The sequence below is a fragment of the Streptomyces sp. enrichment culture genome, from assembly GCF_964272855.1.
GTDB lineage: Bacteria > Actinomycetota > Actinomycetes > Streptomycetales > Streptomycetaceae > Streptomyces.
On the sequence record NZ_OZ186847.1, the window covers coordinates 8,953,472 to 8,966,397 of the forward strand.

Below are 12,926 nucleotides of genomic sequence, written 5' to 3' on the forward strand. Positions count from 1 at the left end.
GCGTTCAGCCGCAGCGCCCCGCACGGACCCCGCCCCCCTCGTGCGCCGCGCCCGGCACCGCCGGGCACGAGCAGCGGCAGCCCTGACCCGATCGGGCCGCGCCGCCCGGCCCGACCGGGCCGCGCCGGGTGCAGGCCCCCCTCCCGCCCCGCGCCGGGTGCAGGCCCCCCTCCCGCCCCGCGCGCGGCCCGGACTGCTCTTCAGCCGGCCCGATGAAGGCCCCGCCGATTCGTGCACCGCGTGCCCGGCACCGCCAGGCACGAGCAGCAGCCGCCCCGCCCCGCCTTTTCCGGCCGCACCGCCGGCGCGCCCGTCCCGCCAGGCCGCAGGAACCCCCAGCGCCCCTACCCGCCGACCCTGGGGCACGGTGACCGCCCGGACCGTCGCCGCCCCTACCCCCCTGCCTGCCCCCGCCCAGCCGAGCCGGTCAGCACCCGCCAACCCCCAGCCCCGCGCCACCCCCGGCACGGGGCCCCCGCGGGGTCCCCTCGGCGGGGGTGCCCGGCTGACGCGTTCCTCCAACCTCACCCGGCCCCGCTCTCCGGACACCTCGCCCCGGCCCCGCCCCGCCGCCACCCAGCCCCCGGGGCGGGGCCGACGTGCCCCGGCCCCAGGCACGCGGCCCGCCCGCATCCGCCGCACCCCCTACTACGGGCCGGTTGCCCCGCTAACCCCCCCCGCCCCGTCACGGTTCCCCGTGCCGCCGAGCTCCCCGCCCTGCACAGGAGCCCCGCCCCTCGCTCTCCCGGACCGAAAAGGCACCCCATGACCACCCACGCCCACACCCCCGCCGTCACGATCCGCCCCGTGCGGGCCGACGGGCTCGACACATACTTCGACCTCACCCTGCTCGTCGACCTCCACCTTCCCCCTCACCAACTCCCCGCCCTCAAGAACACCGTCGCTGCGGCCCTCAGCGCCGAAGGCGGACCGTTCTCCCACGGCGTGAACCACTTCCTGTTCGCCGAAACCACCGACGGCACCCCCGTCGGAGCCGTCCACGTCGGCCCAGGCCTGTGGATGCTCGACCCGCAGATCCCCGCCCGCATCCGCCGCACCCTCACCCACCGGGTCAGCACCATCGACACCATCGCCGTCCACCCCGACTACCGCCGCCAAGGAATCGCCACCCGCATCCTGGCCCGCGTCGAAACAGACTTCCGCCACGCCGGATACCGGGCCCTGACCCTGCGCCACGAACACCACAACAAGCGCTTCTTCACAGCCCACGGCTACACCACCCTCCCGCGCCTGGCCGTGGACCTTGCGCCCGCCGGACTGTTCACCCACCACGCACCGGGCTGGAAGTACGCCATCAAGCCACTCGACCCCACCGTCACCCTCACCGTCCAGCGCGGCTACACCACCCTCACCGGCCTCCTGAACTAACCCACCGACACCAACCCACGGCCCACCGCCCCGCACCCGCAACCACACGGCAGGCCACGCCCACGTCCACACCCACCAGCCGCGCGCCACCAGCCACCGCTGACCCCCACCCCAACCCGGGCCCCGCCCCTGCCCAAGGGCGGGGCCCCACGCACGCATCCGCGCCGTGTCGCCCCGCCCCGCGCCCAACGTCGACCCCCGCACCGCCCCGCTACCGGAGGAAGCACGCACCACAGCCCCCGCCGACGAACCCGGACAGCCCGTCCCGCCCCTGCATCCCCGGCACGGTCAAGCAGCCTGGCCCCGCCCCTGCCCCAGGGACGGGGCCGCCCGCGTACCCGCGCCGCACACATCCCCCGGCGGCCCGTGCCGGGCCCCTGGCACCCCCGTCCCGGCCCGGGGCCGCCGCCCGCCTCCCCGCACACCCCGCAAAACGCCCGGCCCGGCCAACCCCGCGCCCCCGCCGCACCCGGCCAGCCCGTCCTGCCTCCCACCGAACGCAGCCAGCCCCCCACACCCCCGCCGCACCGGGCCCGCACGGCCAGCCGAACGCCGCCAACGGCCGGCCCGCCCCCACGCCCCGCCACGCATCCGGCCCGCCCGCCACCAACCCGGCAACGGCCTTGCGGTGCTTGCCGCGCGGGCGGCCAACGTCAACCCCGCCCGCCACGCCTCACTGGCGCCCCGGGCGGGCTCAACCTCCACCTCACCGCCCGAAAGAAGCCAGCCCCATGACCCCCACGGTCCCCACGGCCGCCACCCGCGCCGCCCGCATAGATGTGGCGCCACTGCGACGACCGGACCACACCGACTACCTCGCTCTGCTCACCCTCACCACCTTCGGCGAGCAGCTACCCCCCGAAGCCGAACAGATCCTCACCCTGCCCCCGCTGCGCCGGCCGTTCACCCACGGCCCCGCCCTGTGCCTGACCGCCCACTCCCGCCGCAGCCCCAACCCCAAACCGGTTGGCGCGGTCTTCGCGTCCTTCCCCGACTGGGCTCACGAACACCCCGTGACCAGGCATGACCCCGAACTGGCCGACCTGCTCAGCAGTACCGCCATCCTCATCTACGGCCTGGCCGTCACACCCAACCGCCGCCGACAGGGCATCGCCCGCACCCTGCTCACCGAGACAGAAAACCGAGCACGCCACACCGGCTACCGACTCGCCACTCTCCTCCACAAACCCGAACTCGCCCCCCTCTACAAGCGCATGGGCTACACCACCGCCCACCACATCACCATCGTCATGCCCCACGCCGCCATGGGACTGACCCAGCCCGCACCGTTCATGACCGCCATCAAGCCCCTGCACCCCGACGTCCACATCCGCACCGTCCCCGGCGCCCCCGGACCGGTGATCACCGGCCTCCAGCCCGGCTGGGACATGCCGCCCACCGCCCACTTCCACGACGGCCAGCTCCTCACCTGACCCCGCAGCCACCCCGCGCTCAGGCACCTCCATCCGGCGCGGGGGCCGGCACCCCCACACTCGCGCCCCCGCGCGCCCAGGCCAGACGACTGACCAACCCGCCCCGCCCCCCTGCACCAGCACCCCGGAAGCCGTACCGCCCGCCTCCCACACTCGTGTTTTGTCTCCCTAACCCCCCGGCACCCCACCGTCACATCCCGCCGCGCCCGCCCCGGCCCCCGGCCGCACGCGGGCACCGCGCACCCGAACACGCCCTCGGCTACGGAGAAACCGAACCCGCACCCCGCCTGTGGTGGGTCAAGGACGACGGCACCTACCTCATGAGCAACGGCCAGCACCCCGCCGACATCCCAGACGAGAACGGCCGCCAGCCCCACATCGTCCACGCCGACGGCTGGGGGCCGGGCACCGACGCCCGCTCCGTCCTCGGGACCACTACATGGAACTGACCTACATCACCGAATAACCCGCCCCCGCCACCGCCCCCGGCCCCGTGCTCGACACCCCGTCCGGCGCGGGGCCGCCCCGTGTTCCCCGCCCCGCGCTCCCGCCATCCCACCCCGCATCCCGCCCCCCGGCACCCACACCCCGGCACCCACCCCGCCCGCTCCCCGCCCCGCCTACCGTCCCAAGCGAACCCGCAGGCTTAAGGCCACAACCAGAAGGGGGGAGCGCCGGGAGGCACGAGACCACCATCAACGAACTCGCCCAGTTCGCCGGTCTCTTCAGCACCGTCGACCACATCACGGTCCCCGAGACCCACCCGGACACCGACATCATTCGAGGAGGTCACCCTCCCCCCACCGCTTCACCGGCCACGTCCCCCCGCCCCAAGCCGCAACCCCCCAGCAGGCCGCCGCACCTGCCGCCTGGCAGCAGCAGGCCGCCGCCCCCGCCGCCTCCTACCCGCCCCAGCAGCAGGCGCCCACCCCCAGACCGCCACCCCGCAGCGCCCCGCCGCACCCTGGTCGAACCAGCAGCGCTGACCCCCACCCCCCGGCCCCGGCCACCGCACCCCCACGCGGCAGCCGGGGCCGCTCCATGCCCACCACGTCCCACCGTCACCGTGACGACTCCGGCCACCCCGACTGCGCCCCACCGCCCGGCGCCCCCGAAGGCCCGGCCGACGCACCGGTCGAAAGACCACCCGGGGGAGCGGCCGGAAGAACGGACCGTGCCGGAGCGGCCGGAGCCGTCACCGGGGGAGCCGTGACCGGTGCCGCCTCCCCGCCCCGCGCCGTGCCCGCCCGCCCCGGCGCGCCCGCCGCCCCCTCCGGCACCGTCGTCTGCCCCGGGGCGCCCGCCTTCACCTTCTCCGGCGCCGAGCCCGGACCCTCCGCGGCCAGGCGCTCGCGCCCCAGCCGCCGCAGCTCCTTGACCCGCTCCACCCCCACACCCAACCGGTGCCCGCACCCGGCCACCGTCTCCCCAGCCTCACCCATCGCCAGCACGACCCGCGCCGCCGCCCCCCGCGCCGCGTCGATCCGCGCCTGGCCGCGCTCCCGCACCCGAGCCAGCTCCTCCTCCACCTCGGCGACCACCGCCGCCGCCTCCTCCTCCGCCAGCTCGAAGTCGGCCACCAGCTCATCGAACGCCGCCTCCCGCCGCAGCCGCTCCGCCTCCGCCTCCTCCGCCTCCCGCCGCCGCTCCGCCATCCGCTGAGCGGCACGCTCCAACGCCGCCTTCCGCCGCGCCAGCACCCCGCTGTTCCTCCCCTTGCCCTTGGTCCGGCCCGACGCCACCACAAGCCACCTCCCGGCCAGCTCGCGCCCACCCCTCTGGCGGGCCGCGCCCGGCCAGTCTCAGACGCCCGCACCCCCGCCAGCCCGGTACAGGCGTCCGCGTCCCAGGCCGTAACACGCCCGCCGCCGCGCCCGGTCCCGCTCACGGGACGACGCCGCAACGAGTGGGGGAGTGGACCCCGGGGGCAGAGCGGCTTCTGGTGAGGGGTGGCACCGGAACCCGGGGTGTCGGTGGGTGCCGGTGGTGTGTGGAGGCCGGGGGAGCCTGGTCGGTGGTGGGTTTGGTGAGGGCACGGGTGTGTGACCGCCGACCGGTGGCGGGTCGGTCCCCGTACACCTCTGGCACTTTTGACGCCCGCCCGAGCTCGCGGGACGTTTTCCCTTCCTGCGGGACGCGATTGCAGGTCGCTTTTCGGACCCTGGGAGGTTCGGGGCCCGAAGCCGGCCTGTGCCCGCACTAGCCCTGTGCACGGTGATCTTCTGGCGTCGTGGGGATGACAGCGAACGCGATCACCGCGGGGCGGGAGCGCTACTACCGGCGCAACATCGCCCGCGGCGACGGTGCACCGGGCACCGAGCTGACGGTGTCCTCCAGCGTGCCCGGGGTACCGCCCGGCGTGTGGCACGGGCAGGCCGCCCGCGCTCTGGGGCTGTCCGGGCTCGTGAGCGACGCGCAGATGCGGGCCCTGTTCGGGCTCGGCATGCACCCCGACGCCGAGGAGATCGCCGCGCGCGAACTGGGCGCGGGGGCCTCGCTCAAGCAGGCCATGAAGGCCGCCAAGCTCGGACCGGCCGTACCGCGCCTGGCCGAACGCTCCCCGCTCGATGAGGACATCGAACAGGTCTCACAGTCCCTCAGCGAGCAGTTGTGCCGCCCGCTGATGGCTCTGTTCACGAGAACGGACAGCACTTCGACGTCGGTTCGGGAGGCGGTTGGCGGCCGCGGCCTGGTCGGGATGTTCACGAGTTTCGACAGCACCGGGCCGGCTGGGGGCGTTCCCCTTGCCCAAGGACTCGGCGACGGTAAGAGCCCGCAGCCGGGCAGGGTGGTGCCGTGCTGGACTACGTGTGGACCTGCCACCACCGGTCTGCCTCAGCGCGAGCCACTTCGGCGTCGTACTGGCCGGCGTCAAAGTGGAACTCCGGTGGCGGGGAGGCGGGGGCGTGCGGAACCTCCCAGTCCGACCACTGCACGATGTCCCCGAACCGCTGCACGACGACGGACAGGAAACCGCAGCAACCGCCGGTGCACTCCGGTTCCCCCAGCTCCAGACGGCGCGCCTCGCTGGTCGCCCGCAGGAGGCTGGGCCGGCCGGCAGGCAGCACATCAGCCGCGAACGGCCCGCGGCCGCCCTCGTAGACCGCCCCTTCGATCACGTCCTCGCCGTTGACCGAGAACCGCAACTGGGCAGCGAACCGGGGTCCCGGCGGCAACACCTGGATCTCCAAACGATCGAACATCAGACCACCCTATGGGGCGCGCTGAAGTCGGCGCGTGGCCCGGCCGACACCTACCTCCACCCGGCCGGGGGGAAGCGACGACGAGGTGCCTCCCGTTCTCGTGAACATCGACCACGGCCCGGGCGGTGCGCCTCCCGATGTCGTGCACATCTGCCGTCGGAACTCGTGAACAGAACCACGCTGACGAAAGCCGAGACGAAACAGGTGCGGATGCGGTGCGCGGCACGGGCCTTCGAGGCCGAGTACCACCGGGCCCCCGCCGACGGCGCCGAACTCGGCCGCTACCTGGCCGCCCGCACCGGCCCGCAGCGCCGCGCCGTCACCGGATACGACCTCACCTTCTCCTCCGAGGAGCTGTCGCTGCTCTTCGCGCTCGGCGGCCCGACAGTGCGCAGGGCCGTCCTCGAGGTCCTGGCCCAGGCCCGCTCAGAAGCCCTGGCCTGGCTGGAACACAACGCCCTCGCGGTGCGCACCGGCCCGGGCGGCGTGGCCCAGCAGCAGGCCGAACCCGGGCTGCTCGCCACCGTCTACCTGCACTACGAATCCCGCGCGGGCGATCCGATGCTGCACGAGCACGTGGTCATCTCCCCGCGCGTGAAAGGCCCCGACGGGCGCTGGCGCAACCTGGACTCCCGCCTCCTGCTGCGCGACATCGTGGCCGCCAGCGAGCTGTTCAACCAGCGCTCCCTCGAACTCGTCTGCTCCCGTCTGGGCCTGGCCACGAAAGAGGCCGAGGTCACCCCCGGCCAGCGGCCGGTGATGCACATCGCCGGCATCGACCGGCGGCTGCGGGCCGCGTTCGCGCAGCGCTCCCACGCGTGCGCACCATGGCCGACACCCTTTTCGACGACTACCGGCGCCGCCACGGCCGGCAACCCGGACAGCCGGCCCGCACCCGGCTGCGCTGGCAGGCCACCGTGAAGACCCGCCCACCCAAACGCCAGGCCCGCTCCCTGAACGAGCTGCTCGCCGACTGGCGGCACCGGGCGATCGCGGCCACCGACCGCGCGACCGTCGACAACCTGCTCGCCACCGCCCGCGCCGCCACTGGGGACCGGCCCGCCCCCGCGGGACTCGACATCGCCGCGGCGGCCGAGGACGTCCTGGCGGCGGTGACCGAGCGGCGTACGACGTTCCGCCGCCGCCACGTGCCGGCCGAGGCGCGCCGCTGCCTGATGCGGACCCTGGCAGGGGCCACCGCCGCACCCCAGGCGGCCGAGCAGATCACCGACCAAGTCCTCGCCCACAGCGACTGCCTGGACATCACCCCACCCGAGATCAACCCCCCACACCCCGACCTCCAGCGCGCGGACGGAACCTCCGTCTACCGGCCCATCGGCTCAGCCACCTACACCACCCACTCGCTGCCGCCGCCGAGAACCGGCTCCTGGCCGCCGCCCGCACCGCGGTGATCCCGCCGGTCGGGCGGGGCACCTTCGCCCGCACCGCGGCCCTGCACCGCGGCCCGATGGACACCGGACAACGCGCACTCGCCTTGAGCTTCGCGTGTTCCGAGAAGCTGCTGCTGGCCGGCCTCGGCCCGGCCGGCGCAGGAAAGACCACGGCGATGCGGCTGGTGGCCCGCGCCGTCGACGCGGCCGGCGGACGGCTGATCCCGCTCGCACCATCCGCCCGCGCGGCGAAAGTCCTCGGCAGCGACCTCGACCGGCGCGCCCACACCCTGCACTCCTGGCTGCACCAGCGCGGCCGCGCCGCCGACGCCAAGACCGTCGGCAAGGCCTTCCGGTTGCGCCCGGCGACGTCGTCCTGGTCGACGAGGCGGGCATGGCCGGCACCCTCCTGCTCGACCGGATCCTCACCGATGCGGCGGCCGCGGGTGCGGTGGTGCGCCTGCTCGGCGACCCCCACCAGCTCGCCGCCGTCGAGGCCGGGGGAGCCCTGCGGCTCATCGCCCGCGCCGGCGGCGCGATCGAACTCGACCAGCTGCACCGCTTCCGCGTGCCCGGCGAGGCCGACGCCTCCCTGATCCTGCGCGACGGCGAGAACAACCGGGCGGCCTTCGACTGGTACCGCAACAAGGGCCGGATCGTCGCCTCATGGTCTTCACCGCCTGGGCGGGGGACCTCGGCAAGGGCCTCACCTCGCTGATGAGGCCGCCGACACCGCGACCGTGACCGCGCTCAACCTGCGCGCCCAGGCCTGGCACATCGCCGCCGGCACCGTCGACACCCGTCAGGGCGCCGCGCTGCGTGCCGGGCAGCGCGCACACGTCGGCGACATCATCGTCACCCGCCTCAACCGCCGCCGCATGACCGTGCGCGGCGGCAGGGACTTCGTGAAGAACGGCGACACCTGGACCGTACAGCAGCTCCTGCCCGGGGGGACGTGGTGGTCCGCCACACCCAGCACCGCGGCCGCATCCGCCTGCCCGCCCACTACCTGGCCGCCCAGTGTGAACTCGGCTACGCCTCCACCATCCACCGCGCCCAGGGCATGACGGTGGACACCTCCCACGCGCTGGCCTCCGCCCGCTCCCACCGCGAAGGCGTCTACGTCCAGCTGACCCGCGGCGCCCGCACCAACCGCCTCTACGTCGTACTCGAGGATGGCGACCGCCTCGACGACGTCCTCACCTCCATCGCCGCACGGCGCCGCGCTCAGCTGTCGGCGACCGAGTCGATCGCCGCCCTGCAACGCGAGATCGCCGCGCCCGGACAGCTCTCCGCCGAGTTCGCCGACGTCACCTCGCGCGCCACCACCGCCCGGCTGACCGGCCTCATCGAGCAGGCCCTGGGCCCCGGCCGGGCCGCGATGTTCATGGCCGCCGACGCCTACCCCGCCCTGATCCGAGTGCTCCACGACGCCGAACGGGCCGGGTTCGACTTGCCCCGCCTGCTCTCGAACACCGTGCCCAAGCGCGGCTTCGGCGACGCGGACGACCCCTCAGCGGTGCTGACCTGGCGGCTGCGCCAGCGCCTGCAGGACGCTACCGAAGCCCAGCAGGACAACCGGCACCGGCCGCTGGCCGCCCTCACCCTGGTCCAGCTGCACACCCTCACCCGGCTCGCCGCCGCCCACCGGGCCGCCGCGCGGGAGGCGCTCAAGGCGGCCGACGCCGCCTTCACCCACCTGCCCGCGTCAGTCACCACCCGCGCCGGCCACACCCACCCCGCCTGGGACCAGCGCCCCATGGGCGAGCTGACCCGCCGCAAGCTCGCCGCCCACCTCGCCATGGTGCGCACCCAGATCCGCCGCGCCCAGACGAACAGAACCCCGCTCTCCGACACGGCCCGGCAGGTGATCGCCGACCTCACCCGCGAAACCCGGCTGCGCCGCGCCCTGAACTGGCGCGACGCCGCACGCGAGGACTTCCAGCGCGAGCGGGCCACCGGCAGCGCTGCCCCCGGCGCCACCTCACTGGCCGCGATGCGCCGCACCCTTCAGACACGGCGCGCCTCCACAGCCGATCGCCGACACTCCGCGCGCGCCGCGCTGGCCCGCGCCGACGCCGTCTCCGACAAGATCAAAGCCGAACTCCGCTTCCGTGAACGTCTGCCCGACCACGCCCCGCACCGTCCCAACCACCGCGGGCAGATACCTGACTGGGTCGCCGACTCCCACGCCCTAATCCACCCCGGCACCCCCGCACACTGGGTCACTCACCTCGCCGAACGCCACCGCGTCCTGGCCCGCGCCCTCGCCGACCGCGGCCACACCCTGGCCGCCGCCCCGCCCGCCTGGGCCCGCCCGCTCGGCCACCCGCCACCTGCCAGCGCCCCCGCCGCCGCCACGCCTGGGCCACCACCGCCGCGCTCGTGGAACTGTGGCGCACCCGCCACGCCATCACCGCCGTCCCCGGACTGGGCCCGCGCCCCGCCGAGCCCGACGCCGCTATGGCCTGGGACGACCTGGACGCCCGCATCCGCGCCCTCACCGGACGGCGCCGCCCGGTCCAGCTCCCGCCGACCGACGCCCCCGCCTCCGTCATGATCGAAGCGGCCCTCAGCCACCTCGACACCCCACCCCCCACCGGGCCCCTGCACGACCACCCGGCCCTGCGCGACCCCCGCGGCGTCGCCCCTCGTCCTACGGGGCACTGGACGCACGCCTCGCGCGGCGCGCCCTGACCGCCGTACTCGCCGGCGAGCCCCTGCCGGAAGCCTGGATGGAGGAGATCACCGCCCCCGGCCACGACGACGAGGACGAGGACGAGCAGCGCACCTACACCAGACTCCTCACGGCCATCAGCGACTACCGGCGCCGCCACCACCGCGCCGGCCCCGACATCCTCGGCCCGCGCCCGGCAGGTCTCGACGGAGAGGAATGGGACCACCTCACCGACGCGATCGACCTGTACACCCACGCCCGCGTCCAGCACCGCCTGGAACAGATACGGGCCCGCACCGCCGCCGAACGCGCCGCACTCCTGCCGCCGACCTCGCCGCTGCGCCAGTCCCCGCCCGACACGCACCGCCCCAGCCACCGGTCACCGACCCGCTGAGCACCCCGCCGCGCAACCAGCCGGCTTCGGCCTCTTTCCTCGGGGAGAACCGGCCGACTCCGACGATATCGGCCAGGCCCGAGCCCACGAACAGATAGAGAAAACCGGGCAGCAGCAGCATCTGCGCCACAAGCAGGAGCGCGAAGCCGCTCCACCGTATTCTCGCCGCAGACCCGATAACCGGCCGCGGTCCGCTCGGCGGGCAACAAGCCGGCGGTCTCGTAGAACCGCGGCGCCGTCGCCGGAACGCCCGAGCACACGGCCAACCGTGATAGGCGGGAGCCCGTCACACCGCCGACCGCAAACCTTCCACCCGACTCGAAGGTCAAGCGAGCTGTCGCAGTGCAGTCGCGGTACAGCGGGGAGCGTGCTGTCCTGAGGTGGTACGCAGGGGAGTGCGCCGATGCGGCATATCCGGACTCCTGGTCTCGTCTCGGCCCGGCCGCCCGCGCCGACCGCAGCGGGCGGGGGGCTGCTGCCAGCACGGGAGCTCGCGGTCGCCTGGTCGCTGGTCGTCCTGATCGCCGTACCCGCCTGGGTGCTGACCATCGGGCAGGCCCGGGACATGGGCGTCGAGCCCGGCACGATGGGGATGGCACTGCCGCTGTTCCTGTTGCTCTGGGTGACGATGATGGCGGCCATGATGCTGCCGTCCATGGCGCCGGTGGCCCTCACCTGGGTGCGGGGAATCGGGCGCCGGTCGTCCGGGTGGAGCCGGGCGGGACGCACCCTGGAGTTCATGGGCGGGTACCTTCTGGTGTGGACGGCCTTCGGACTGCCCGCCTACGCCGCTCTCGCCTTCACCGGGAACCTGGTGGACGATCATCCGGCCGCGGGACGCTGGATCGGCTCGGCGGCCCTCCTGCTGGCGGGCCTCTACCAGCTCGGCCCCCTCAAGAACGTCTGTCTGCGGCACTGCCGCGACCCCATGAGCCAGCTGGTGCGCTACACCGGATTCCGGCAGCCGGCCCGCGATCTGCGGGTGGGCCTCCACCACGGCGGCTACTGCGTCGGCTGCTGCGCGGGACTGATGGCCGTCCTCGTGCCGCTCGGAGTGATGAACGTGGCGGCGATGGCCGGGCTGGCGGTGGTGATCTTCGTGGAGAAGCTGTGGTCACGGGGGCCGCTGCTCGCCAAAGCGGTGGGCGTCGTCTTCCTCGTCCTCGCCGCGCTGGCGCCGTTCCATGACTGGCTGCTGCCAGGGCTGCGGGAACCGGCGCCTTCGATGGGCGGCATGTGAGCACCTGCGGCAAGCTGGAGGCGAGAGGCCGCCTCGCGATCCGCGTGCGGGCTCGGGACGCGCGGTCTTGCCACTCCGACAGAGCTCCCTCGGGCTCGACGGGAGGGAAGCGAGATGACGGAACAAGTCACCACCGAAACCCGCTGGCACCTGGCCGGCGACTGGTTCGACGTGTGCAAATGCGCCATACCGTGCCCCTGCACGTTCGCGCAGCCCCCGACCTACGGCGACTGCGAAGGCGTTCTGGTCTGGCACATCCGTGAGGGCAACTACGGCGACGTACAGCTCGACGACCTCAACGTCCTGATGCTCGGCTCCTTCGAGGGCAACCCGTGGGCCGGCACGCACACCGACCCCTACGCCGCGGTCTTCTTCGACGAACGCGCCGACGACCGGCAGCGCGCCGCGCTCGAGACGATCTTCGGCGGTGAGGCGGGCGGCTGGCCGGCACGGTTCGGGGAAATGTTCCGGCCCGAGATGCGCGGCACGGACATCGTCCCGATCCAGGTCGAGATCGACGACGACCTGGCCACCTGGCGAGCCGAGATCCCCGGCCGGGTCACGGCCACCGCCGAGGCACTCACCGGCCCGACGACCCCGGCAGGCGCACGCGTCCAGGTCCACAACGCCCCCGGCGCCGAGGTCGGACCGGGCCAGATAGCCACCTGGGGCCGGGCCACCACCGACCGAGCCGACGCGTTCGGCTTCTCCTGGGAACGCTCCGGAAAGTCGAGCAAGTACTTCCCCTTCGACTGGACAGGACCCGACTGACCACACAGACCAAAGAGCACAGGGATCAAGAAGGACCGGATCCGGGACGAGGCGACCGACTGTGCGAAGAGCTGACCGCGTGAGCGCGTGCCCGCGGCTGGAGCCCTCGCAAGACCGGCAAGACCCCGGCACGGCCTGAAGATCGTCCATGCCCTGCAGGACACCCCACAAGCCCCCGCCCCGGCGAGCCTGATCCACCAGCCCACCGACACCAGCCTGCCCACAGGCCTGACGCACGACTTCCTCACCGCCCACCACTTCGCCGTGGACGACCGCACCCAGCGCATCGACACATTGCTCGCCTGCACCACCGCCCACCCGCCCGGCCCAGGCCGCCGTCACCGCCCGGCCGGCCTTCCACGCCCCACACGCGAGCGAGAAAGATGGACGCCTGTGCCGCTGAGCGCACGGCCTTCATCCGGGGTGTG

The 12,926-nt window shown here is 74.2% G+C and carries 13 protein-coding genes and 2 pseudogenes; 13 read left to right on the forward strand and 2 right to left on the reverse strand.

Annotated features, from left to right (window positions below; genetic code table 11):
- Positions 1–765 precede the first annotated feature (765 nt).
- The 3 genes from ACSU6L_RS40355 (at position 766) to ACSU6L_RS40365 (ending at position 3,271) form a co-directional block, all read left to right on the forward strand.
- The gene (locus ACSU6L_RS40355; RefSeq protein WP_437064638.1) at positions 766–1,389 is read left to right on the forward strand and encodes a GNAT family N-acetyltransferase; all 624 of its coding nucleotides are present in this window, start codon (positions 766–768) and stop codon (positions 1,387–1,389) included.
- A 731-nt stretch (positions 1,390–2,120) separates the two neighbouring features.
- Complete coding sequence (locus ACSU6L_RS40360) at positions 2,121–2,822, forward strand: GNAT family N-acetyltransferase (RefSeq protein ID WP_437064640.1); 702 nt, start codon at positions 2,121–2,123, stop codon at positions 2,820–2,822.
- Positions 2,823–3,142: 320 nt separating this feature from the next.
- Positions 3,143–3,271, forward strand: a complete 129-nt coding sequence (locus tag ACSU6L_RS40365; RefSeq protein ID WP_437064642.1) for a hypothetical protein — start codon at positions 3,143–3,145, stop codon at positions 3,269–3,271.
- Positions 3,272–3,883: 612 nt separating this feature from the next.
- On the opposite strand, the gene ACSU6L_RS40370 is transcribed toward ACSU6L_RS40365, so the two are convergent.
- The gene (locus tag ACSU6L_RS40370; protein WP_437064643.1) at positions 3,884–4,564 is read right to left on the reverse strand and encodes a hypothetical protein; all 681 of its coding nucleotides are present in this window, start codon (positions 4,562–4,564) and stop codon (positions 3,884–3,886) included.
- Positions 4,565–5,058: 494 nt separating this feature from the next.
- Between ACSU6L_RS40370 and ACSU6L_RS40375 the strand changes: the two are divergent.
- Positions 5,059–5,286, forward strand: a pseudogene (locus ACSU6L_RS40375) (relaxase domain-containing protein); the annotation flags it as partial.
- A gap of 340 nt (positions 5,287–5,626) precedes the next feature.
- On the opposite strand, the gene ACSU6L_RS40380 reads toward ACSU6L_RS40375, so the two are convergent.
- Positions 5,627–6,025 (reverse strand): hypothetical protein, encoded by a 399-nt coding sequence (locus ACSU6L_RS40380; protein ID WP_437064644.1) that lies wholly within the window; start codon positions 6,023–6,025, stop codon positions 5,627–5,629.
- Between the two features lie 165 nt (positions 6,026–6,190).
- On the opposite strand from ACSU6L_RS40380, the gene mobF reads away from it, so the two are divergent.
- The 9 genes and pseudogenes from mobF (at position 6,191) to ACSU6L_RS40425 (ending at position 12,498) form a co-directional block, all read left to right on the forward strand.
- A complete protein-coding gene (mobF, locus tag ACSU6L_RS40385) occupies positions 6,191–6,946 on the forward strand; it encodes a MobF family relaxase (RefSeq protein WP_437064646.1) in 756 nt (251 codons plus the stop codon).
- The gene (locus tag ACSU6L_RS40390; protein ID WP_437064648.1) at positions 6,853–7,437 is read left to right on the forward strand and encodes a hypothetical protein; all 585 of its coding nucleotides are present in this window, start codon (positions 6,853–6,855) and stop codon (positions 7,435–7,437) included. The genes mobF and ACSU6L_RS40390 overlap by 94 nt, the downstream gene beginning before the upstream one ends.
- 56 nt (positions 7,438–7,493) lie before the next feature.
- Positions 7,494–7,685 (forward strand): annotated as a pseudogene (locus ACSU6L_RS40395) (AAA family ATPase); the annotation flags it as partial.
- Positions 7,686–7,810: 125 nt separating this feature from the next.
- Positions 7,811–8,134, forward strand: coding sequence for an AAA family ATPase (locus tag ACSU6L_RS40400; protein WP_437064650.1), 324 nt, complete (start codon positions 7,811–7,813; stop codon positions 8,132–8,134).
- Positions 8,135–8,156: 22 nt separating this feature from the next.
- A complete protein-coding gene (locus ACSU6L_RS40405) occupies positions 8,157–8,483 on the forward strand; it encodes a hypothetical protein (protein WP_437064652.1) in 327 nt (108 codons plus the stop codon).
- Positions 8,375–9,976, forward strand: a complete 1,602-nt coding sequence (locus ACSU6L_RS40410) for a hypothetical protein (RefSeq protein WP_437064654.1) — start codon at positions 8,375–8,377, stop codon at positions 9,974–9,976. Before ACSU6L_RS40405 ends, ACSU6L_RS40410 begins: the two co-directional genes overlap by 109 nt.
- Positions 9,977–10,151: 175 nt before the next feature.
- On the forward strand, positions 10,152–10,487 hold the full coding sequence (locus ACSU6L_RS40415) for a hypothetical protein (RefSeq protein WP_437064656.1): 336 nt from the start codon (positions 10,152–10,154) through the stop codon (positions 10,485–10,487).
- A gap of 403 nt (positions 10,488–10,890) precedes the next feature.
- Positions 10,891–11,727, forward strand: coding sequence for a DUF2182 domain-containing protein (locus ACSU6L_RS40420; RefSeq protein ID WP_437064658.1), 837 nt, complete (start codon positions 10,891–10,893; stop codon positions 11,725–11,727).
- A gap of 114 nt (positions 11,728–11,841) precedes the next feature.
- A complete protein-coding gene (locus ACSU6L_RS40425) occupies positions 11,842–12,498 on the forward strand; it encodes a DUF1326 domain-containing protein (RefSeq protein ID WP_437064659.1) in 657 nt (218 codons plus the stop codon).
- The last annotated feature ends 428 nt before the right edge of the window (positions 12,499–12,926 follow it).

Excerpts from the sequence above, each read along its gene's own strand:
- ACSU6L_RS40415 (WP_437064656.1), top strand. The coding sequence starts at position 10,152 with ATGGAGGAGATCACCGCCCCCGGCCACGACGACGAGGACGAGGACGAG.
- ACSU6L_RS40355 (WP_437064638.1), top strand. The coding sequence starts at position 766 with ATGACCACCCACGCCCACACCCCCGCCGTCACGATCCGCCCCGTGCGG.
- ACSU6L_RS40400 (WP_437064650.1), top strand. The coding sequence starts at position 7,811 with ATGGCCGGCACCCTCCTGCTCGACCGGATCCTCACCGATGCGGCGGCC.
- ACSU6L_RS40420 (WP_437064658.1), top strand. The coding sequence starts at position 10,891 with ATGCGGCATATCCGGACTCCTGGTCTCGTCTCGGCCCGGCCGCCCGCG.
- ACSU6L_RS40425 (WP_437064659.1), top strand. The coding sequence starts at position 11,842 with ATGACGGAACAAGTCACCACCGAAACCCGCTGGCACCTGGCCGGCGAC.
- ACSU6L_RS40390 (WP_437064648.1), top strand. The coding sequence starts at position 6,853 with ATGGCCGACACCCTTTTCGACGACTACCGGCGCCGCCACGGCCGGCAA.
- ACSU6L_RS40365 (WP_437064642.1), top strand. The coding sequence starts at position 3,143 with ATGAGCAACGGCCAGCACCCCGCCGACATCCCAGACGAGAACGGCCGC.
- ACSU6L_RS40380 (WP_437064644.1), bottom strand. The coding sequence starts at position 6,025 with ATGTTCGATCGTTTGGAGATCCAGGTGTTGCCGCCGGGACCCCGGTTC.
- ACSU6L_RS40360 (WP_437064640.1), top strand. The coding sequence starts at position 2,121 with ATGACCCCCACGGTCCCCACGGCCGCCACCCGCGCCGCCCGCATAGAT.